The organism is Rhizobium sp. Root482 (genome assembly GCF_001426565.1).
Classification (GTDB): Bacteria; Pseudomonadota; Alphaproteobacteria; order Rhizobiales; family Rhizobiaceae; genus Pararhizobium.
The window spans coordinates 291,949-312,933 of the sequence record NZ_LMFA01000021.1 but is presented as its reverse complement, the minus strand read 5'-3'; the positions used below and the strand labels follow the sequence as shown (position 1 = coordinate 312,933).

The window sequence follows — 20,985 nt, the reverse complement described above, 5'->3', positions numbered from 1 at the left end:
TCTCCATGTTTCTTTAACCCCGCCGTCCTGGACGGCGGGGTTTTCGTATTGAGAGTGAGGGCAAATGGCGAGGTCGATCACGATCATGGAGGCGGCCGAACGACTGAGAACCGCGCAGCGTGTTCTCGTGATCGGCTGTTCGGGCAGTGGCAAGAGCACTCTGGCGCAAAAGCTTGGAAGCCGACTTGGTCTGCCGCACATTTCTATGGATCGGGAAATCTTCTGGCTGCCTGGCTGGAAGGTGCGGCCGCGATCGGAGCAACTCGCCCGCCTGCAAGATATCGTTGCGCAAGAGCGCTGGATGCTTGACGGCACAAGCCCCGGGACTTTGTCGTTGCGTCTACCACACACTCATCTCGTGCTCTGGCTGCGCCCGCCGCGCTGGGTGTCGCTCTACGGCGTAATCTCCCGTTGGTTCCGCTTTCGCGGCCGGTCGCGGCCAGAAATGACAGATGGATGCCCCGAGAGGATCGACCGGGAGTTCCTCGCCTATATTTGGAATTTCGAAAAGACGCAAAGCCCGGAAATCGAAGCGAATCTTGCGACATTTGGACCGGACGTGCCGGTTTGCGTGTTGAAATCGCGGGCCGAGAACCGGCAACTACTTGCCATGTCGGAACAGGTTTACTAGCTCTCAATAATGCCCCAGTTCGAAACCCGCAGGCCCGTCAGACATACACCCGAACAGATGTTCGACCTGATCGCCGATGTCGAAAAATATCCGCAATTCCTGCCGCTTTGCGAAGCCTTGTCCATTCGCTCGCGCAAGGAGCGCGACGGCAAGGAATTGCTGGTGGCGGATATGACGGTCGGCTACAAGGCGATCCGCGAGACCTTCACCACCCAGGTCCTGCTCAACAGGGCGGATCGCGTCATCGACGTCAAATATGTCGATGGGCCGTTCCGTTATCTCGACAATCGCTGGCGCTTTGAGGCCGTCGGCGAGACCGGGTGCACGGTTCATTTCTTCATCGACTACGAGTTCAAGAGCCGCATTCTCGGCGCGCTGATGGGCTCCATGTTCGACCGCGCCTTCCGGATGTTTTCCGAGGCCTTCGAGAAGCGCGCCGACATGATCTACGGCGTGGCCTGAATAGGGTTCCGGCAGTCCCCAACCTTTCCGGTCAGTCTTCCGTCGCTTCTTTCAGCATGTCCAGCGCCGTTTCCACCGTGGAGAGGCGCACGGCGTCGCGGCCGATATCGCCGTAGCGCATTTCCCGGTGGGAGACGTCGCCGCCGCGCCGCGCCGTTGCCAGATGCACGAGCCCGACCGGCTTTTCCGCCGAACCGCCGCCGGGGCCGGCAATGCCGGTGACAGCCACCGCGATCTGCGCCTTCGAGCGGGCGAGCGCGCCGCGGGCCATCTCGATCGCTGTCTGCCGCGATACGGCGCCATGCGCCGCCAGCGTTGCCGGATCGACGCCCAGCATCTGCATCTTGGCATCGTTGGAATAGGTGACGAAGCCGCGATCGACGACGCTGGAGGAGCCGGCGATCTCGGTGAGGGCGCCGGCGATCAACCCACCGGTGCAGGATTCGGCCGTGGCGACCATAAGCCCGCGGGCGCTGCAGAGGGCGATCAGCGCCGTTGCCTTTCGCTCGATGTCAGCCGGCCAGCCGCTCATTTTGCCTCCTTGGCATAGACCACGGTCGCCGTGGCGATCGCGGCGATGCCTTCGCGCCGCCCCACAAAGCCGATCGTCTCGTTCGTCGTCGCCTTCACCGAGCAGCGGTCGAGCGAGATGCCGAGCATGCCCGCCAGGTTTTCGCGCATGGCAAGGCGGTGCGGCCCGATTTTCGGCGCTTCGGCAATCAGGGAAACATCGGCATTCATGATCGTGCCGCCCTTTTCCCGGACGATCCTGGCTGCCTGTTCGAGAAAGATGCGCGAGGCGACGCCCTTCCACTGCGGATCGGAGGGCGGGAAATGATCGCCGATATCGCCGGCGCCGCAGGTCGCCAGCAGCGCATCGGTCAACGCATGCAGCGCCACATCGGCATCCGAATGGCCAAGCAGCGTCTGGTCGTGCGGAATGAAGATGCCGCAAAGCGTCACGCCGTCGCCTGCCACGAGCTGATGGACATCGTAGCCATTGCCGGTGCGCACATCCGGGAGAGGGGGCGGGCTCAGTTTTTCGTCTGCCATGGCGATATCCTGTCTGATCGTCAGTTTGACATTGTCGGGCGTTCCCTCGATCAGCCTGACCGGCAGGCCGGCCCATTCGGCGATCGAAGCGTCGTCGGTGAAATCGGCTCGTCCGGAGGCGGCGGCCCGATGATGGGCGTTGACGATGGGTGCAAGGCGGAAGCACTGTGGCGTCTGGGCGCCGAAAAGGCCCTCTCTCGGCACGGTCTGCGTGACCGTAGCCCCCAGTGAACCTCGCTTCAACGTGTCGGCAACGGCAAGCGCCGGCAACACGGCGTCGCACCCTTCGAGCGCCGCGGCGCAACGATCGAGCAGCGCATGGTCGATGAAGGGGCGAACGGCATCATGGATCATCACATGGGTAATGCCGGCCTGGTCCAACGCATCGAGCCCGGCAAGCACCGAGGCCTGCCGTGTCGGCCCGCCATGGACGGTCGTGATTGCTCGCCGGTCGTCGGGCAGCGAGGTGAGAGCCTGATCGAACAGGGCTTCGTCATCGGGATGGATGACGGTGACGATCTTCCCGGCCCGTGGCCATGCCGCAAAAACGTCGAGCGTATGGGCGATAACGGGCCGGCCGCCGATGGGGCGGTATTGCTTGGGCCCTTCCTGCGGCGCGCCGGCGCGTTCGCCGCGGCCGGCAGCCACGATGACGATGCCGAAGGAAAGCTGTTCTTCTGTCTGCATTTTCTGTAGGGGTTCCCGCAAATATGCCACCAATGGCGCCAAAGCCGACGAGCCGACGGCGTGCCATGCCTTGGCCGCGTCTTCGCGTCATTGGCAAGGAATGGTTCAACTGCCGATGTGATCTACCGCGAAGACCGCGGCTTTACCAGTCGGGGCGGAATTTTGTCGCACGACGGTGAAATCGCTTGGCAAGCTCGGCAATGATGTCTAAAAATGATGCAGAGAAGAAATGTGCTCGAAAGATAATCACTTGCCAGGACCGGCCCTATCGTCTCCCCTCCAGCTCGGGCGGATTTCCATGCGCAACCGCGTCGTGCTGGCGCCGATGTCCGGGGTGACCGACCTGCCGTTTCGCCAGCTTGCCTGGCGGTATGGTGCCGGTCTTGTCATCACCGAAATGGTGGCAAGCCGCGAACTGGTCGGCAATGCGGCGGAAAGCTGGGCGCGCCTGAGAAGCTCCGGCATCGATCCGCATATGGTGCAGCTGGCCGGGCGCGAGGCGCACTGGATGGCCGAGGCGGCAAAGGTCGCCGCCGGCAATGGCGCCGCTGTGATCGATATCAATATGGGTTGTCCGGCGAAGAAGGTGACCGGCGGCTATTCCGGATCCGCCTTGATGCGCGACCCGGATCATGCCCTGTCGCTGATCGAGGCGACAGTCCGGGCGGTCGATGTGCCGGTGACGCTGAAGATGCGCCTGGGCTGGGACGAGAATTCCATCAATGCGCCGCTGATCGCACGACGGGCCGAAGAGGCGGGCGTGCGGATGATCACCATTCATGGCCGCACGCGCATGCAGTTCTACAATGGCAGCGCGGATTGGGATGCGATCCGTGCCGTGCGCGAGGTTGTTTCGGTGCCGCTCATTGCCAATGGCGATGTGGCGACCCTTGCCGACGCCGGTGATATTTTGAAGCGCTCCGGTGCCGACGCGGTGATGGTTGGCCGCTCCTGCCAGGGGCGCCCTTGGCATGCTGGTGTCTTGGCCGGCGCCGTGCCGCATCCCGGGACGGAAGAAATCTGCGACATCGTTGCTGAACATTACGAGATGATGCTCGAATTCTACGGCGTGGATACCGGCCTGCGTCATGCCCGCAAGCATCTCGGATGGTATCTCCAACGCTTCGCGCCGCATCTGCCCTCGTCCGAGAAGGCGGCGATCATGACGTCGACGGACAGGAACCTGGTGCTTTCGCGCGTCGTCGCGGCGATCGCGGCCGGGCACGGGCTGGACCTTGAAAGGGACGCGGCATGATCGAGAGGCCGGACGAGGAAAGCGACGTGACCGGTTCGCTGCCGATGGCCGTGTTGAACGCCATCCAGAACCCGGTCATCCTTGTCGATGCGAAAGGGCTCGTTGCCTTTGCCAACTGGGAGGCGGAGGCTTTTTTCGGCGCCAGCGCCCAGTACCTCGCCCGCCACGATATCAGCACCTTCATTCCCTTCGCAAGCCCGCTTCTGGCGCTGATCGAGCAGGTGCGCGAGCGCCGCGCCGCCGTCAACGAATATCGCGTCGATCTGAGTTCGCCGCGACTGGGGGCAGACAAGCTCGTCGATCTCTATGTGGCGCCGGTGCTGTCGGAGCCGGGCTCGGTGGTCGTGGTCTTCCAGGAACGCTCGATGGCCGACAAGATCGATCGGCAGTTGACGCATCGGACGGCGGCGCGCTCCGTGACCGGCCTTGCCTCCATGCTCGCCCATGAAATCAAGAACCCGCTTTCTGGCATCCGGGGCGCCGCCCAGCTTCTGGAAAGCTCCGTCAGCGACGAGGACCGGGCGCTGACGCAGCTGATCTGCGACGAGACCGACCGCATCGTCTCGCTGGTCGATCGCATGGAGGTCTTTTCCGACGAGCGGCCGGTCGATCGGGTGCCGGTCAACATCCATTCGGTGCTCGACCATGTGAAAGCCATCGCCAAGGCGGGGTTTGCCCGCCGGGTTCGTATGACAGAGAACTACGATCCGTCCCTGCCGCCGGTTTATGCCAATCGCGACCAGCTGATCCAAGTCTTCCTCAACCTGGTCAAGAATGCGTCCGAAGCGGTTGGCGATCGGCCGGAAGGCGAGATCATGCTCACCACCGCCTATCGCCCGGGCATCCGCCTTTCGGTCGCAGGTACCCGGGAAAAAATCTCGCTGCCGCTGGAATTCTGCGTCCACGACAACGGGCCGGGCGTTCCGTCCGATCTCGTGCCGCATCTGTTCGATCCCTTCATCACCACCAAGACCAACGGCTCCGGGCTCGGCCTTGCGCTTGTCGCCAAGATCATCGGCGCGCATGGCGGCATCGTCGAATGCGACAGCCATGCGAGCCGCACGATCTTTCGCGTCCTGATGCCGGCCTCGAAAGGGGCGACGGCGGAGGACGGCGAGCCACTGACCCTACCGGAAGGACAATCCCGATGACCGGCGCCACCATCCTCGTTGCCGATGACGATGCTGCCATCCGCACCGTGCTCAATCAGGCGCTCAGCCGCGCCGGCTATGATGTGCGCATCACCTCCAACGCAGCCACCCTCTGGCGGTGGATATCGGCCGGCGACGGCGATCTCGTCGTCACCGACGTCGTCATGCCGGATGAAAATGCCTTCGACCTCTTGCCGCGCATCAAGAAGGCGCGGCCGGAGCTGCCGGTGCTGGTGATGAGCGCCCAGAACACCTTCATGACGGCGATCAAGGCCTCCGAAAAAGGTGCCTATGACTATCTGCCGAAACCCTTCGACCTGACCGAACTGATCGCCATTATCGGCCGGGCGCTGGCCGAACCGAAGCGCAAGCCCGCCAGACTGGAGGACGACGCACAGGACGGCATGCCGCTTGTCGGTCGCTCCGCAGCCATGCAGGAAATCTACCGTGTCCTGGCGCGGTTGATGCAGACGGACCTGACGCTGATGATCACAGGCGAATCGGGCACCGGCAAGGAATTGGTGGCCCGCGCGCTGCACGACTACGGCAAGCGCCGCAACGGGCCTTTCGTGGCGATCAACATGGCGGCGATCCCGCGCGACCTGATCGAATCGGAATTGTTCGGCCATGAGAAGGGAGCCTTTACCGGCGCCCAGAACCGCTCGACCGGCCGTTTCGAGCAGGCGGAGGGCGGCACTCTGTTTCTGGACGAGATCGGCGACATGCCGATGGATGCGCAGACGAGGCTGCTTCGCGTGCTGCAGCAGGGCGAATATACGACCGTCGGCGGCCGCACGCCCATCCGCTCCGATGTTCGCATCGTCGCGGCCACCAACAAGGACCTGAAGCAGTCGATCAACCAGGGGCTTTTCCGCGAAGACCTCTATTACCGCCTCAATGTCGTGCCGCTGCGTCTGCCGCCGCTGCGCGACCGGGCGGAAGACATTCCCGACCTGATCCGTCATTTCGTCCAGCAGGCGGAAAAGGAAGGGCTCGACGTGAAGCGCTTCGACCAAGAGGCGCTGGAGCGGATGAAGGCGCATCCCTGGCCGGGCAATGTGCGTGAGCTGGAAAACGTCATACGCCGGCTGACGGCGCTCTATCCACAGGACGTCATCACCGGCGAGATCATCGAAAGCGAACTGCGCTCCGACATCCAGGACAGCCCGGTCGATAAGTCGCCCGCCCGTTCAGGGCCGATGACCATCGCACAGGCGGTGGAGGAGAATATGCGGCAGTATTTCGCGGGCTTCGGCGAGCAATTGCCGCCGTCGGGATTGTACGAGCGTGTCCTTGCGGAAATGGAGTATCCGCTGATCCTCGCCGCCCTGACGGCCACGCGCGGCAACCAGATCAAGGCGGCCGACCTGCTTGGTCTGAACCGCAACACCTTGCGCAAGAAAATCCGTGAACTGGGTGTATCCGTTTACCGCAGTTCGCGCAGCGCTTGACTTCGGCCTGAAAACCGTTGCATTTTCGCCACAATATGTTGCTTAGAAAGCACAGGAGTGGCGGCGTCATCGGCATTGAGTCCGCCGGGAAGCCGGTCGCCCTTGTCGAAGCGACCGGAACTTCCGGTCATTTCCTGATCGAAGAATAAAGTGGATGCCGGCCGTAGCTTCTGCATGAAGACGGCCGGTGGGGGATGTGTTTGCGATGGCCGAAGGGCTGATTGTGCCGCTGGCGAAGGAAGAGGCCCCGGTGATCGGTCACGATCGGCGCGCCTCCTTCGCATTTCCGGGCTTGGTCCTGGCAACGGGCGCGCTTGTCTGCGCGATCCTGTCGCTGCTTGTCCTGCTCGGCCTGACGCCGATCAGGCCGGAAACCAATATCATCATCGGTTCGGCGGCGATCAATGCGCTGTTCGTCATCGGCCTGCTGTTCCTGATCGGCCGTGAAATCATGCGCCTGTTGAAGGCACGCAGCCGGGGCAGGGCGGCCGCCCGCCTGCATGTGCGCATCGTCGCGCTCTTTTCCATCGTTGCCATAACCCCGGCCATCCTGGTCGCTATTTTCGCCAGTATTACGCTCGATGTCGGGCTTGACCGGTGGTTTTCGCTGCGCACCCAGTCGATCGTCAGTTCCTCGCTGGATGTGGCGCAGGCCTATGTGCTGGAGAATGCCGGCTATCTGCAGGGGCAGACGGTCTCGATGGCTAACGATCTGGAGCGCAACCGGCAGCTTTACAGCCTCGACCGCACCGGCTTCGTCGATCTGATGACCCGGCAGGCGCGCGGCCGCGGCATGCTGGGCGCCTTCCTGGTGCGCGGCGACGGCAGCCCGATCCTCCAGGCGAATATTCCGACCGAGCGACCGCTGCCGGCCATTCCCAAGGATGCGCTCGCCAGCACGGTTTCCGGCCAACCCACCCTTATCCCGCCCGGCATCACCAACCTGGTCGGCGCGATCATTCCGATCGACAATATCGACGGTGCCTATCTCTACACCGTCCGCAGCGTCGATCCGAAGGTCATGCGCTCGATGCGGCTGATGGAAGACAATACGGCGGAATACAAGAATCTCGAGGCAGGCCGTACCTCGCTTCAGATCGCCTTCGGGGTTCTCTATCTCGGCTTCGCGCTGATCGTTCTCCTGGCGGCGATCTGGACGGCGATCGCGGTTGCCGACCGCATCGTCCGGCCGATCCGGCTCCTGATCGGCGCGGCCGACAGCGTCGCGACCGGCAATCTGAATGTCGTGGTGCCGGTGCATGCGGTCGATGGCGATGTCGGCAGCCTGTCGCGGACCTTCAACAAGATGATTGCCGAGATCCGCACGCAGCGCGACCAGATTCTGGAAGCCAAGGACGAGATGGACGACCGGCGTCGCTTCATCGAGGCGGTGCTGTCAGGGGTGACGGCGGCCGTGATCGGCGTCGAGGACGATCGCCGCATTACCATTGCCAATCCCTCGTCGGAACATTTCCTGTCGCGCCCGACACTGGCGCTGGTCGGCGAGCGACTTGCCGATGTGGCCCCGGAAATCGAGGAAGTGCTGAACGAGGCCGCCAGCCGTCACCGCAATGATTACCGCAAGCAGATCAATATCATGCGCGGCGGCACCGAGCGGACGCTGAACGTGCAGGTGACGCGGGAGGAATCCCATGATGCCAAGGATTCCTACGTCATCACCGTCGATGACATCACCGACCTCGTCATCGCCCAGCGCTCGACCGCCTGGGCCGACGTGGCGCGGCGCATCGCTCATGAAATCAAGAACCCGCTGACGCCGATCCAGCTCTCGGCCGAGCGGCTGAAACGGCGCTACGGCAAGCAGATCGACCAGGACGACCGGACGATCTTCGACCAGTGCACCGATACGATCGTGCGCCAGGTCGAGGATATCGGGCGCATGGTCGATGAATTCTCCGGTTTCGCCCGCATGCCGAAGCCGACGAAGGAGCAGGTTGATCTGCGCGACATCCTGAAGGACGCGACCTTCCTGCGGGAAATGGGCAACAGCCATGTGACCTTTATTCGCGATCTGGGCGAGGAACCGCTCGACGGTACCTTCGACAGCCGCATGCTGGGCCAGGCCTTCGGCAATATCATCAAGAATGCCGTCGAAGCGATCGAGGCCCTGCCTGCCGACGCGGTTCGCGGCGAGCGCACGGTGCTGGTGCGGGCCCGGCATAATGAAGCGAGCGGGCGGTTCGTCGTCGATATCATCGACAACGGCAAGGGCCTGCCGACCGAGAATCGCCATCGCATCCTCGAGCCCTATATGACCATGCGGGAAAAGGGCACCGGCCTTGGTCTGGCGATCGTCAAGAAGATCATCGAGGACCATGGCGGGCAACTGGAACTGCATGATGCGCCGGCCGATTTCGACCGCGGCCAGGGCGCCATGATTCGCATAATCTTGCCGCCTGCGGGTCAATCCGGCGGCAATGAAGACAGACAGGACAAGGACATTTCCCATGGCGGCTGACATTCTGGTTGTGGACGACGAGGAGGATATTCGCGAGATCGTCTCCGGCATTCTCTCCGACGAGGGGCACGAGACCCGCACCGCCTTCGACAGCGACAGCGCCTTGCAGGCGATCAGCGACCGGGTGCCGCGTCTGGTGTTCCTCGATATCTGGATGCAGGGCAGCCGGCTCGACGGGCTGGCGCTGCTCGACGAGATCAAGAGCCGCTATCACGACCTGCCGGTGGTGATGATTTCCGGCCACGGCAATATCGAAACGGCCGTCTCGGCGATCCGTCGCGGCGCCTATGATTTCATCGAGAAACCGTTCAAGGCCGACCGGCTGATCCTGATCGCCGAGCGGGCGCTGGAAAACTCCAAGCTGAAGCGGGAAGTGTCCGAGCTGAAGAAACGCTCCGGCGACCCGGTCGAACTGATCGGCACCTCGGTTGCCGTCTCGCAATTGCGCCAGACGATCGAGAAGGTTGCGCCCACCAACAGCCGGATCATGATCCACGGCCCCTCGGGTTCCGGCAAGGAACTGGTGGCCCGCATGGTCCACCGCAAGTCGTCGCGGGCGGGCGGTCCCTTCGTGGCGCTGAATGCGGCGGCGATCACGCCCGATCGCATGGAAATGGCGCTTTTCGGCACCGAGGGGACGCCGGGCCAGCCGCGCAAGACCGGGGCTCTGGAAGAGGCGCATGGCGGCATTCTCTATCTCGACGAGGTCGGTGAAATGCCGCGCGAGACGCAGAACAAGATTCTGCGGGTGCTGGTCGACCAGCAGTTCGAGCGCGTCGGCGGCTCCAAGCGGGTGAGGGTCGATGTCCGGATCATCTCCTCCACCGCCTACAACCTTGAAAGCCAGATTGCTGAGGGTGCCTTCCGGGAGGATCTTTATCACCGCCTTGCGGTCATTCCGGTACGCGTGCCGGCCCTTGCCGAACGACGCGAGGATATTCCCTTTCTCGTCGATATGTTCATGCGCCAGATCAGCGAGCAGGCGGGCATCCGCACGCGCAAGATCGGCGATGATGCGCTGGCCGTGCTGCAATCGCATGACTGGCCCGGCAATATCCGCCAGCTGCGCAACAATATCGAGCGGCTGATGATCCTTGCCCGCAGCGATGGCCCGGATACGGCGATCTCGGCGGACATGCTGCCGAGCGAAGTGGGCGACAACCTGCCGAAGATTTCGGCGCAGGGCGACCAGCACATCATGACGCTGCCGCTGCGCGAGGCGCGCGAAATGTTCGAGCGCGATTACCTCATCGCCCAAATCAACCGCTTCGGCGGCAATATTTCGCGCACGGCGGAGTTCGTCGGCATGGAACGCTCGGCCCTGCATCGGAAGCTGAAATCGCTCGGCGTCTGAGGCGATCGAGGGGCGCGGATGCCCGTTTCAACGGCCATCCCGGCGGCGTGTCACAGAAAATTCGCCATGTCTTTTTCGACATTGCGGAAAAGACTGCGATTTGATACCAAATCCGGGGGGACGCCGACGGAGAGACTTTTCGTGGCGCTCGGGATAATCAGATCGAATAATCAACCGGTTAATCGGGCCGGAAAATAAGAAAGAAGCGGCGCCATGGCGGAACGTTCTCAAAACTTGCAGGATCTCTTTCTCAACACCGTCCGCAAGCAGAAGATATCTCTGACGATATTTCTCATTAATGGTGTGAAACTCACCGGCGTTGTCACCTCCTTTGACAATTTCTGTGTCCTTTTGCGGCGTGACGGGCATTCACAGCTCGTGTACAAGCACGCGATCTCGACCATCATGCCCGGCCAACCGATGCAGATGTTCGAGAGCGAAGAATCCGCAGCCTGACGGGACATAAAGCAGATTACCAAACGTGATGGAAAATCGGCGTCGATCATCCCGGAGCTTGAAAAGCTTCGCGATGATATGCGCGCCCTCGTTATCGTCCCGGTTCTGAAAAAGACCGGCCGGCAGACGCAAGAGCCGGTTGCCACCTCGACGCGCAGCGACGACAGCAGGCTGCAGGAAACGATCGGGCTGGCGCTCGCCATCGATCTCGAAGTCGTGCACGGCATGATCGTGCCCGTCGCCCAGCCGAAGCCGGGCACCCTGCTTGGAACCGGCAAGATCGAGGAGATCGGCCATCTGCTGAGCGAGCATGATGCCGGGCTGGTCATCGTCGATCATCCGCTGACGCCGGTGCAGCAGCGCAATCTGGAGAAGGAATGGAACTGCAAGGTCATCGACCGGACCGGTCTCATCCTTGAAATCTTCGGCCGCCGCGCCTCCACCAAGGAAGGCACGCTGCAGGTCGATCTCGCCCATCTGAACTATCAGAAGGGGCGGCTGGTGCGCAGCTGGACCCACCTTGAACGCCAGCGCGGTGGCGCTGGCTTCATGGGCGGCCCGGGTGAAACCCAGATCGAGGCCGACCGCCGGCTGCTGCAGGACAAGATCGTCAAGCTGGAAAAAGAGCTGGAGCAGGTTCGCCGCACCCGCCAGCTCCATCGCGCCAAGCGCAAGAAGGTGCCGCATCCGATCGTGGCGCTGGTCGGCTATACCAATGCCGGCAAATCCACCCTGTTCAACCGCATCACCGGCGCCGGCGTGCTGGCCGAGGACATGCTGTTCGCCACGCTCGACCCGACGCTGCGCCGCATGAAGCTGCCGCATGGGCGCATGGTGATGCTCTCCGACACGGTCGGCTTCATCTCCGACCTGCCGACCCATCTCGTTGCCGCTTTCCGCGCGACACTGGAGGAGGTGCTGGAAGCCGACCTCATCCTGCATGTCCGCGATCTCTCCGATCCAGACAACCAGGTGCAGGCACAGGACGTCCTGCGTATCCTCACCGATCTCGGCATCGACGAGAAAGCGCGGTCGGAACGCCTGATCGAAGTCTGGAACAAGATCGACCTGCTGGACACGGAAACGCGCGAAGGCCTGGTCCAGAAAGCCGAGAACACCGAAAATTCAGCCGCGGTTTCGGCTGTTACGGGCGAGGGCGTCGCCGAACTGCTCGACGAGATCGGCAAACGGCTTTCCGGCGTGATGACCGAATGCACGGTCGTGCTGTCGGCTGAAAAGCTGCAACTTCTGCCTTGGGTCTACGAGCACGCGATCGTCGATGGCCGGGACGATCTTGAAGATGGTTCCGTCAGCCTCGATCTGCGGCTGGCACCCTCGGAGGCCGAAGAACTCGAGCGCCGTCTTGGCAACGGTCCGAAGGCTGCGCCGCAGGATTGGTAAGCGGGCGGTGTTCCTGCCGTAAGCCTATCGACACTCTCTCCTTCGTCATGGTCGGGCTCGACCCGACCATCCATCAGCCGCTCCATTCGACGAGAGGCTGGAAGATCCTCGGCTCAAGGCCGAGGATGACGTGAGGTGGGGAGCGGTTTGAGGTCTATTGCGAGGGGGCGGGAGGCAAGACGCCCGTTTCACAACTCTCTGGCTGCAATCACCCACTCCTATCCAAGCTGCCGCTCGATCGCCTTGGCCGCCTGCCACAATTCCTCCATTCGCTCCAGCGTTGCCCCTTCCAGCGTTTCGCCGGCTGAGCGCAAGCCCGTCTCGATATGGCCGAAACGGCGGCGGAATTTTGTGTTGGTGCCGCGCAGTGCCATTTCCGGGTCGGCATCGACATGGCGGCCGATATTGACGACGGCAAAGATCAGGTCTCCGAGCTCGTCGGTAACCCTTGCCTTGTCGCCGGCCGCCAGCGCCTCGCGCAGTTCGCCGATCTCTTCCTCGACCTTGTCGAGGATCGGCTCGGGCGAAGACCAGTCGAAGCCGACTTTTGCGGCCCGTTCCTGAAGCTTCAGCGCCTCGACGAGTGCTGGAAAACTGCGCTGGACCGAGCCGAGATGGCCCATATCGGCATCTTCCGGCAGACCGCGGCGGGCGCGCCTGTCGCGGCGCTCGGCCTTCTCCGCCTGCTTGATGTCATTCCATTGCAGCTTGACCGCCTGCGGCGTATCCGCATCCGAGCGCGCAAACACATGCGGATGGCGGCGGGTCATCTTGCGCGTGATCGCCTCGACCACGTCGCCGAAGTCGAAATCGCCGGCCTCCTCGGCCATGCGGGCATGGAAGACGACCTGCAGCAGAAGATCGCCCAGTTCGTCGCAGAGATCGTCCATGTCGCCGCGTTCGATGGCGTCGGCGACCTCATAGGCCTCTTCCAGCGTATAGGGCTTGATGGTCTCGAAGGTCTGGACGACATCCCAAGGGCAACCGGTCTCCGGCTGGCGCAGGGCTTCCATGATGTCGAGCAGGCGGGTGATGTCTCGGGACGGTGTCATGGGCTCAATTCAGCGGTATGGCGTTGGCGTCCTTGCCGGACTGGTAGCGCTCGGAAAGGCTGTCATACCGGTTGCGAATGCGCCTGTCCTGCGCGCGAAGCGCCGGTTTCGCCGCCTCGTCCGATGTTGCCACCAGATCGGCGATCGATGAGGACCTCCAGAAGGCGTTTTCCTTCGCATAGCCGCCCGGGTCCAGCCGGAATACCTCCTTGAGGATTTTCAGGTCGTGCGGGATGGCAAAGGCGTCGCGCGAATCCTCATGGCTGAAGAAGTAATAGAAATTGTCGAAGCCGGCCCAGGTGATGGCCGACAGGCACATGGAGCAGGGCTCGTGGGTGGAAAGAAAGACGAGATCCTTCGTGTCCGGCTTCTCCGTCTTTTCATAGAATCGCTTCAGCGCATGCACTTCGCCGTGCCAGAGCGGATTTTCGGTCTCGTTGTTGGTTTCGGCAAGAACCAGCGACAGATCCGATTTCCGCAGGATGGCCGCGCCGAAAATCTTGTTGCCGGCCGCCACACCCCGGTCCGTGAGCGGCAGTATGTCTGCCTCGATGACCGTCAGGAGGCGTTCCGCAAGCTTTGCGTTGTTCATCATCAGGCTCCCGAGGTTGAATGTGGTGGTGTCGTCCCTTGGCATTGGAATACGCAATGCCGCATGCCGACGTCAACCGCGCGCGGCGCCCGTGACGCTGCCGGAGAGATTTGCTCCATTCCTGCTGATGTCGAGCAAAACAATACGCAGGCGTAAAAGCCGGCGGATTTTCGTTTCTTCAAATTCCCTCCCATAAAAGGGATAGTGCGGGCACCTTCAACAGGACCGGATTCCGGGCGTCATGACCGAGCAATTGACCGTCTTTCCAGCCTTCTTCCGCGTCGCGCAGAAATGCGTGGCGGTGTTCGGCAATGGCGAGGAGGCTTTTGCCAAGGTCCGGCTGCTGATGAATACGCAGGCAAGGATCGTCGTGCATGCCGACAAGGCGGAAGACGATTTTGCTGCCTTTCTACAAGCGCATCGCATCGAAACATTCACCGAGTCGTTCCAGCCTGCGCAGGTCGAGGGCGCTGTGCTGGTTTTTGCCGCGACGGGCGATGCCGCAGAGGACAGGGCGGTGGTTGCCGCCGCCCGTGAGCGAAAAATTCCCGCCAATGCCGTCGATCAGCCGGAATTCTGCGATTTCCTGACGCCGGCGTTGGTCAATCGCGCGCCGGTCGCCGTCGCCATCGGCACGGAAGGCGCCGGCCCGGTGCTTGCGCAGATGATCCGTGCTCAGATCGACCAGCTTCTGTCGCCCTCCCTCGGTGCCCTCGCATCCCTGGCGCAGGCCTATCGCGATGTCGCCGACCGGGTCCTGCCGCGTGGCGTCGCGCGCCGGGTTTTCTGGCGGCGGTTCTTTTCCGGTGCTGTCGCCGACCAGGTCTCGCTTGGCGACATGGCTTCAGCCCGCCGCGAGGCTTCCCGCCTGCTGCAATCGGCTGGTCAGGTGCCCGGCCATGTCTGGCTGGTTGGTGCAGGGCCCGGAGCCGAGGACCTTCTGACCCTGCGGGCTCAGCGGGTGATGATGGAGGCCGATGTCATCGTCTATGATGCGCTGGTGCCGCAGGCCATTGTCGATATGGGTCGCCGCGATGCCGAAAGGCTCTCCGTCGGCAAGCGCAAGGGCTGCCATTCGAAATCGCAGGACGAGATCAACGCATTGCTGGTGCGGCTTGCCGGTGCCGGCAAGCGCGTCGTGCGGCTGAAATCCGGCGATCCGCTGGTCTATGGCCGTGCCGGCGAGGAACTGGCCGCGCTACGTGAAGCAGGCATTACCTGCGAGATCGTGCCGGGCATTACCTCGGCTTTCGCCGCCGCCGCCGATTTCGAGCTTCCGCTTACGCTTCGCGGCGTCGCCTCGTCGCTGGTCTTCACCACCGGTCATGACCTGACCGGCGATGTCCTGCCCGACTGGGCAAGGCTGGCGATTTCCGGTGCGACGATCGCAGTCTATATGGGCCGGACCGTTGCCGCCTCGGTCGCCGACCGGTTGATGCAGGCGGGACTTGCGCCTGAAACCACTGTTGCCGTGGTGGAAAATGCCAGCCGTCCCGAGCGCCGGCTTTTCCACGGCACGCTCAAGGACCTGCCGGATCTCCAATATCGCGACGAGTTGGACGGGCCGGTCATGGTCATCATCGGCGATGCCGTCGCCGGCGCCAATTTTACCCGCTCGCAGCCGCTCGTCCGGGGCAGGGCGCTTGGCGCCGCCCTGGCCGAGCCGGCACAGAAACAGACAGACGAGGTGAGAAACTAACATGGCTGACAAGGTACTGACCGCAAACCGCCTTTCCGATGGCGTTTCCGTCTGGCTCGACGCGGTGGGCAATTGGGTGGAATCGCTGCAGGACGCCTTTGTTGCCCGCCATGCCGAAGCCGTCGCAGCGCTAGAGACCGCCGGCACGGCTGCGTTTCGGGACAACAAGGTCGTGGACGTCAATGTCATCGACATAGAAGAGATCGACGGCGTGCTGCACCCTTTGCGGCTGCGCGAGCGCATCCGTGCCAAAGGCCCGACGATCGATTATGCGCCCGGTTACGAGGGCCTGACCGGCCCGCTGCGGGCGGCCTGAGGAAAGAATACCCATGTACCGTTACGATGAATTCGATCATGCCTTCGTCTCCGGCCGTGTCGCGCAGTTTCGCGACCAGGTGAGCCGCCGTCTCGCCGGCGAGCTTGCCGAGGACGCGTTCAAGCCGCTGCGGCTGATGAACGGCGTCTACCTGCAGCTCCACGCCTATATGCTGCGCGTCGCCATTCCCTACGGCACGCTGAATAGCCGACAAATGCGCATGCTCGCCCATGTCGCCCGCAAATACGACCGCGGCTACGGGCATTTCACCACCCGCCAGAACATCCAGTACAATTGGCCGAAGCTGTCGGAGACGCCGGATATCCTCACCGATCTGGCATCGGTGGAGATGCACTCGATCCAGACCTCCGGCAACTGCATCCGCAATGTCACGGCCGATCATTTTGCCGGCGCCGCCGCCGATGAAGTGGCCGATCCGCGTCCCTATGCGGAAATCCTGCGCCAATGGTCGTCGGTGCATCCGGAGTTTTCGTTCCTGCCGCGCAAGTTCAAGATCGCCGTCACCGGCGCCGAGCGTGATCGCGCGGCGATCCAGGTTCATGATATCGGCCTGCACCTGAAAAAGAACGCAGCTGGTGAACTCGGCTTTGCCGTCTATGTCGGCGGCGGGCAGGGCCGTACGCCGATGATCGCCAAGAAGATTCGCGATTTTCTGCCGCAGGAGGACCTCCTGTCCTACACGACGGCGATCGTCAGGGTCTACAATCTGCATGGCCGGCGCGACAACAAGTTCAAGGCGCGCATCAAGATCCTCGTTCACGAAACGGGCGCCGAGAAGCTGACGAGCCAGGTAGAGCAGGAATTCTTGTCGATCCGGAACACCGAGCTGAAGCTGCCGGAAGCCGATATCGCCGCCATCTCCACCTATTTCGCCCCGCCGGTGCTTGCCGAGCGGCCGGAAGGTTGGGCCAATCTGGCCGGCTGGAAAAAGGCTGATCCTGATTTTGCCCGTTGGGTGCATCAGAACGTGCAGCCGCACAAGAATCCAGACTACGGCATGGTCACGGTTTCGCTAAAACCCATCGGCGGCATTCCGGGCGATGCCAGCGACGTGCAGATGGATGCTGTGGCCGACCTTGCGCAGGACTATGCCTTCGACGAAATCCGCATCAGCCACGAGCAGAACATCATCCTGCCGCATGTGGCGCTTGCCGATCTCGAACCTCTCTATCGCGGATTGGTGTCGGTGGGTCTTGCGACCGCCAATGCCGGCCTGATTACCGATATCATCGCCTGCCCGGGGCTGGATTATTGCGCGCTTGCCAATGCGCGCTCCATCCCGCTGGCGCAGGAAATCTCCACGCGCTTCGGTGCGGCGGAACGGCAGGCCGAAATCGGCGAGTTGAAGATCAAGATTTCCGGCTGCATCAATGCCTGTGGGCATCACCATGTCGGTCATATCGGCCTTCTGGGCGTCGAGAAGAAGGGTGCCGAACTCTACCAGATCACGCTTGGCGGCTCCGGCGACGAAAACACTTCGATCGGCGAAATCATCGGTCGCGGTTTCGAGCCCGAAAAGGTAACGGATGCGGTGGAGACGATCGTCAACACCTATCTGGGTCTTCGCCGGGATTCCTCCGAAATCTTCCTCGATGCCTATCGGCGGGTGGGCCCGCAGCCTTTCAAGGATGCGCTCTATGGCAACAGTGCTCAGGAAGCCGCCTGAGGCCTTGGAAGAACGAAGCCTCTGAAGAAGCGCGCGCAAGGATAAAAACATGCCTGAAATCTGGAAAGAAACCGGCTTCGTGAGCGACGACCCATGGGTCGTCGAGACCGAGGAGACTAGGGCCGGCTCGAACGAGAGAGCCGTTTACGGCCTCGAGGAGTTTATCGAAAGAGCCTCATCGGGGCAGGCGGGACTTGGTGTCCTGGTCAGGCCGGACGAAGATGTCGGCCGATTGAAACCCTTCCTGGAGCAGATTTCTCTGGTCGCTCTGGTCTTCCCCGCCTTCAACGACGGCCGCGCCTTCAGTCATGCCTCGCTGTTGCGCACCCGTCTTGGTTATACGGCGGAACTCCGCGCCGTCGGCGACGTGCTGATAGACCAGGTGCCGTTGATGCTGCGTTGCGGGATCGACAGTTTTGCGGTAAGCAATGAAACCGCCTTGAAGAGACTGGCGGAGATGCGCCTGCCGGGCATCGACCGGCACTATCAGCCGACGGCAAGACCTTCGGCGGACGCGAAATCCTATAGTTGGCGGCGGGTTTCCTGAGGGCGCGACAGTCTGAATCGCGCTAAGGAACGTTAAAGGCGCGCTGTTTGGAACGGAATTGCTTCCAAAGCCGCGCCTTTTGGAATATCCGCTGATACTTGAAAGCCATTGTCATCATTACAGGACCTGACGCCGAAATGAATGCTCCTGCCAAGATCGAAGAATTTGCTCCTTCCGTGCCTGCCGGCGTGTTCGCCGAAACGGTGACCGGCGTCACCCATTATACCGATCGGCTGTTCAGCTTCCGCATGACCCGCCCGCCCGAGTTTCGGTTCCGCTCGGGCGAATTCGCGATGATCGGGCTGATGGTCGATGGCAAGCCGGTCTACCGCGCCTATTCGATTGCCAGTCCCGCCTGGGACGAGGAACTGGAGTTCTTCTCGATCAAGGTGCCGGATGGTCCGCTGACCTCGCATCTGCAGAACATCAAGCCCGGCGACCAGGTGCTGATGCGCAAGAAGCCGACCGGCACGCTGGTGCTCGACGCGCTCACGCCCGGCAAGCGCCTCTACATGTTTTCGACCGGAACCGGAATCGCGCCCTTTGCCAGCCTGATCCGCGATCCGGAAACCTACGAGAAATTTGACGAAGTGATCCTCACGCATACGACCCGCGACGTCGCCGAACTGAAATACGGTTTCGACCTGATTGAGGGCATCCGTAGCCATGAATTCCTGGCCGAATTGGTCGGTGACAAGCTGCGCCACTATGCGACGGTGACGCGCGAGGATTATCCCCTCAAAGGTCGCATTACCAACCTCTTGCGCGGCGGAAAATTCTTCTCCGACCTCGGCCTGCCGGCCTTCGATTCGGCCGTCGATCGCGGCATGATTTGCGGCTCGACGGAGATGCTGAAGGAAACCAAGGACATTCTGGAGGCCGCGGGCCTGACGGAAGGCGCCAACAGCAAGCCCGGCGAATTCGTCATCGAGCGGGCCTTCGTCGGCTGAAAATTTCAGGAACTTCGTGCTGAAAGGGCGGCTCAATGGCCGCTCTTTTCGTCGCTCGATATGAAAAGGGCCGGATCGTGACGATTCGGCCCTTCGTCTCGGCATGCGAACTAAAGAATGAAATAGCCCTTCGATAGCGTCATCGCATCGTCGAGATGGATCGCGATGTCTATCTTCTTGTCGCCATTGACATCGCCATAGACATAGGTGTCGGATGCCGCCTTCACATAGCGCAACTCGCCGGCCGTTCCGGTAAAGACGCCGGTGCCGATGAAGCTGAACGCCTGGTTGCCTGCGGTCTTCGTGCTGGCATCGATACGGGAAAGATCGATCCGGTCGCCCGCCGTTCCGGAAAAATCAAAGATGGTGTCTCGACCGGTAGAGGAGGCCGTCGAGTCTCCTATTTTGGAGAAGATGAAATTATCGGCATCCGCTCCTCCATAGAGATCATCCGCGCCTAAGCCGCCATAGACCCGGTCTTTGCCGACATTGCCGCTTACCATGTCGTTTCCTTCCCCGCCAAGGAGATAGTCATCGCCTTCGAGCCCATACAGTCGGTCATTGCCGTTATAGCCATAAAGCGAATTGGAAACCTCGTTGCCGGTGATCTTGTCGCTGGCGGATCCGCCGCGGACATTTTCGATCAGCGATTGCGTATTGCCCTGGTAGAGGAGCGCGTTGAAGATATTGCCGCGCGCATAACCATCGTTGCCGCCCCCGCCCAGATAGGCGAGCTGGTCATCGCTGAACGTCGAATAGCGACCGGGGCGGAGGTCGATGGTAATGGCCGTGGCATAGGCCCTCAAGTCGAATGTATCGACGCCGCCCCCGTCCCAGATGGTCGCAAAAATCCGGTTGGCGCCGGCTGCGATCGCGATATCGCCGTCTACCACGGTATTGCCGCTGGTCGGCGTCCACTTATAGACCGTATTGCCGCTATTGGTCGTGTAATCGGCGCCGTACATATGCTGAAGGGCGGCGATATCGGCCATCATGAAGCTTTGCGGCGCGCCGAATTGCTCATATTTGTAGCCGCTTCCGTCATCACCTACAAAGCTGTGATAGGTCATCACCGTATATTCTACGGAATTGTATTTGGCCGGAATTGCACCGAATGTATCCGTTTGATGCCCGTGCTTCAGGCCAAGCGCATGGCCCAGTTCGTGGATGAGCGTATGCCAGGCATAATTGCCGGCGACCGGTGTGCGGTAATCGTTTACGGTACCGGCATATTGGGTACTGAACCAGATGTCGCCTGCTGCATCGAAGGAGCCCGGATAATAGGCGTAGGCCGTCGGCGTTGCCGCATCCGATTGGGCAAAGCGGAGATTTGCGGTGGTCGTGCTCCCAAGCGAGAAAGATATTTTCGTGAAGCCTTCGACGGAAAAGCCGTCATTGGCGGCGGTTCCGAAGGATTGCTCCATGGCAAACAGCGCCGCATTCTTTTGCGCCGTCGAAATGGCGGCGAAATTATTGCTCGTCTCGGTAGTGTAGGTATAGCTGCTGGTGAGGGTGGGAAAAGCATAGGTGATGCTGGTGCCGTTCCAAGCATAGCCGGAGATAACGCCGTCGATCAGCGGGTTGGTTGTATCGAAAATGGTTTTGGACGTCTTGTTGATGCCGGTCATCGATTTTTCTCTTGTTAGGGGAAGGCAATGCGCGCGGTCGGTTCCATCGCGACATCGAATTTTTAGAATGCGCAATTGTTTCTATAAGCAGAATACTATCTCAAGATAGTCTAATATGACAAAGTTTCCCGAAG

The 20,985-nt window shown here is 61.7% G+C and carries 20 protein-coding genes; 14 read left to right on the top strand and 6 right to left on the bottom strand.

What is annotated here, in order from left to right; all coding sequences use genetic code 11:
• Window positions 1-64: 64 nt before the first annotated feature.
• Window positions 65-631: an AAA family ATPase gene (locus tag ASD31_RS15610; protein ID WP_056335533.1), complete on the top strand. Its 567-nt coding sequence runs from the start codon at window positions 65-67 to the stop codon at window positions 629-631.
• A 9-nt stretch (window positions 632-640) separates the two neighbouring features.
• Window positions 641-1,093: a type II toxin-antitoxin system RatA family toxin gene (locus ASD31_RS15605; protein WP_056335530.1), complete on the top strand. Its 453-nt coding sequence runs from the start codon at window positions 641-643 to the stop codon at window positions 1,091-1,093.
• Between the two features lie 31 nt (window positions 1,094-1,124).
• On the opposite strand, the gene ASD31_RS15600 is transcribed toward ASD31_RS15605, so the two are convergent.
• Together ASD31_RS15600 and ASD31_RS15595 are read right to left on the bottom strand one after the other, a co-directional pair.
• Window positions 1,125-1,625, bottom strand: coding sequence for a CinA family protein (locus ASD31_RS15600; protein ID WP_056335524.1), 501 nt, complete (start codon window positions 1,623-1,625; stop codon window positions 1,125-1,127).
• The gene (locus ASD31_RS15595; RefSeq protein WP_056335521.1) at window positions 1,622-2,833 is read right to left on the bottom strand and encodes a bifunctional 2-C-methyl-D-erythritol 4-phosphate cytidylyltransferase/2-C-methyl-D-erythritol 2,4-cyclodiphosphate synthase; all 1,212 of its coding nucleotides are present in this window, start codon (window positions 2,831-2,833) and stop codon (window positions 1,622-1,624) included. Before ASD31_RS15595 ends, ASD31_RS15600 begins: the two co-directional genes overlap by 4 nt.
• Window positions 2,834-3,062: 229 nt before the next feature.
• Here ASD31_RS15595 and dusB point away from each other — a divergent pair, with 229 nt between their 5' ends.
• From dusB to ntrC, 3 genes are read left to right on the top strand one after another with little or no spacing between them, the layout of a single operon-like run.
• Window positions 3,063-4,088 (top strand): tRNA dihydrouridine synthase DusB, encoded by a 1,026-nt coding sequence (dusB, locus tag ASD31_RS15590; RefSeq protein ID WP_056335519.1) that lies wholly within the window; start codon window positions 3,063-3,065, stop codon window positions 4,086-4,088.
• The gene (locus ASD31_RS15585; protein WP_056335516.1) at window positions 4,085-5,239 is read left to right on the top strand and encodes a two-component system sensor histidine kinase NtrB; all 1,155 of its coding nucleotides are present in this window, start codon (window positions 4,085-4,087) and stop codon (window positions 5,237-5,239) included. Before dusB ends, ASD31_RS15585 begins: the two co-directional genes overlap by 4 nt.
• Window positions 5,236-6,690: a nitrogen regulation protein NR(I) gene (ntrC, locus tag ASD31_RS15580; protein ID WP_056335514.1), complete on the top strand. Its 1,455-nt coding sequence runs from the start codon at window positions 5,236-5,238 to the stop codon at window positions 6,688-6,690. The genes ASD31_RS15585 and ntrC overlap by 4 nt, the downstream gene beginning before the upstream one ends.
• On the opposite strand, the gene ASD31_RS26030 is transcribed toward ntrC, so the two are convergent.
• Window positions 6,666-6,866: a hypothetical protein gene (locus ASD31_RS26030; protein WP_156392679.1), complete on the bottom strand. Its 201-nt coding sequence runs from the start codon at window positions 6,864-6,866 to the stop codon at window positions 6,666-6,668. The two genes, ntrC and ASD31_RS26030, sit on opposite strands and share 25 nt — an antisense overlap.
• Window positions 6,867-6,895: 29 nt before the next feature.
• On the opposite strand from ASD31_RS26030, the gene ASD31_RS15575 reads away from it, so the two are divergent.
• From ASD31_RS15575 to hflX, 4 genes are all read left to right on the top strand, one after another.
• Window positions 6,896-9,169 carry a sensor histidine kinase NtrY-like gene (locus tag ASD31_RS15575; RefSeq protein ID WP_056335513.1) on the top strand — a complete coding sequence of 758 codons (2,274 nt, stop codon included), beginning with the start codon at window positions 6,896-6,898 and terminating at the stop codon, window positions 9,167-9,169.
• Window positions 9,159-10,523, top strand: a complete 1,365-nt coding sequence (locus tag ASD31_RS15570; RefSeq protein ID WP_056335510.1) for a sigma-54-dependent transcriptional regulator — start codon at window positions 9,159-9,161, stop codon at window positions 10,521-10,523. Before ASD31_RS15575 ends, ASD31_RS15570 begins: the two co-directional genes overlap by 11 nt.
• 213 nt (window positions 10,524-10,736) lie before the next feature.
• Entirely contained in the window at window positions 10,737-10,979 is a 243-nt protein-coding gene (hfq, locus tag ASD31_RS15565; protein WP_056335505.1) for an RNA chaperone Hfq, read from the top strand.
• A gap of 6 nt (window positions 10,980-10,985) precedes the next feature.
• Entirely contained in the window at window positions 10,986-12,380 is a 1,395-nt protein-coding gene (hflX, locus tag ASD31_RS15560) for a GTPase HflX (RefSeq protein ID WP_082520584.1), read from the top strand.
• Between the two features lie 218 nt (window positions 12,381-12,598).
• On the opposite strand, the gene mazG is transcribed toward hflX, so the two are convergent.
• Window positions 12,599-13,432: a nucleoside triphosphate pyrophosphohydrolase gene (gene mazG / locus ASD31_RS15555; RefSeq protein ID WP_056335499.1), complete on the bottom strand. Its 834-nt coding sequence runs from the start codon at window positions 13,430-13,432 to the stop codon at window positions 12,599-12,601.
• A 4-nt stretch (window positions 13,433-13,436) separates the two neighbouring features.
• Window positions 13,437-14,024, bottom strand: coding sequence for a deaminase (locus tag ASD31_RS15550; RefSeq protein WP_056335853.1), 588 nt, complete (start codon window positions 14,022-14,024; stop codon window positions 13,437-13,439).
• A gap of 241 nt (window positions 14,025-14,265) precedes the next feature.
• Here ASD31_RS15550 and cysG point away from each other — a divergent pair, with 241 nt between their 5' ends.
• The 5 genes from cysG (at window position 14,266) to ASD31_RS15525 (ending at window position 19,223) form a co-directional block, all read left to right on the top strand.
• Window positions 14,266-15,723, top strand: a complete 1,458-nt coding sequence (cysG, locus tag ASD31_RS15545) for a siroheme synthase CysG (protein WP_056335497.1) — start codon at window positions 14,266-14,268, stop codon at window positions 15,721-15,723.
• A gap of 1 nt (window position 15,724) precedes the next feature.
• A complete protein-coding gene (locus ASD31_RS15540) occupies window positions 15,725-16,039 on the top strand; it encodes a DUF2849 domain-containing protein (protein ID WP_056335494.1) in 315 nt (104 codons plus the stop codon).
• A gap of 13 nt (window positions 16,040-16,052) precedes the next feature.
• On the top strand, window positions 16,053-17,726 hold the full coding sequence (locus ASD31_RS15535; RefSeq protein ID WP_056335492.1) for a nitrite/sulfite reductase: 1,674 nt from the start codon (window positions 16,053-16,055) through the stop codon (window positions 17,724-17,726).
• 49 nt (window positions 17,727-17,775) lie between these two features.
• Entirely contained in the window at window positions 17,776-18,273 is a 498-nt protein-coding gene (locus ASD31_RS15530) for a DUF934 domain-containing protein (RefSeq protein WP_056335489.1), read from the top strand.
• A 137-nt stretch (window positions 18,274-18,410) separates the two neighbouring features.
• The gene (locus ASD31_RS15525) at window positions 18,411-19,223 is read left to right on the top strand and encodes a ferredoxin--NADP reductase (protein ID WP_056335487.1); all 813 of its coding nucleotides are present in this window, start codon (window positions 18,411-18,413) and stop codon (window positions 19,221-19,223) included.
• Window positions 19,224-19,333: 110 nt separating this feature from the next.
• On the opposite strand, the gene ASD31_RS15520 is transcribed toward ASD31_RS15525, so the two are convergent.
• The gene (locus tag ASD31_RS15520; protein WP_056335484.1) at window positions 19,334-20,851 is read right to left on the bottom strand and encodes a M10 family metallopeptidase; all 1,518 of its coding nucleotides are present in this window, start codon (window positions 20,849-20,851) and stop codon (window positions 19,334-19,336) included.
• Window positions 20,852-20,985 lie beyond the last annotated feature (134 nt).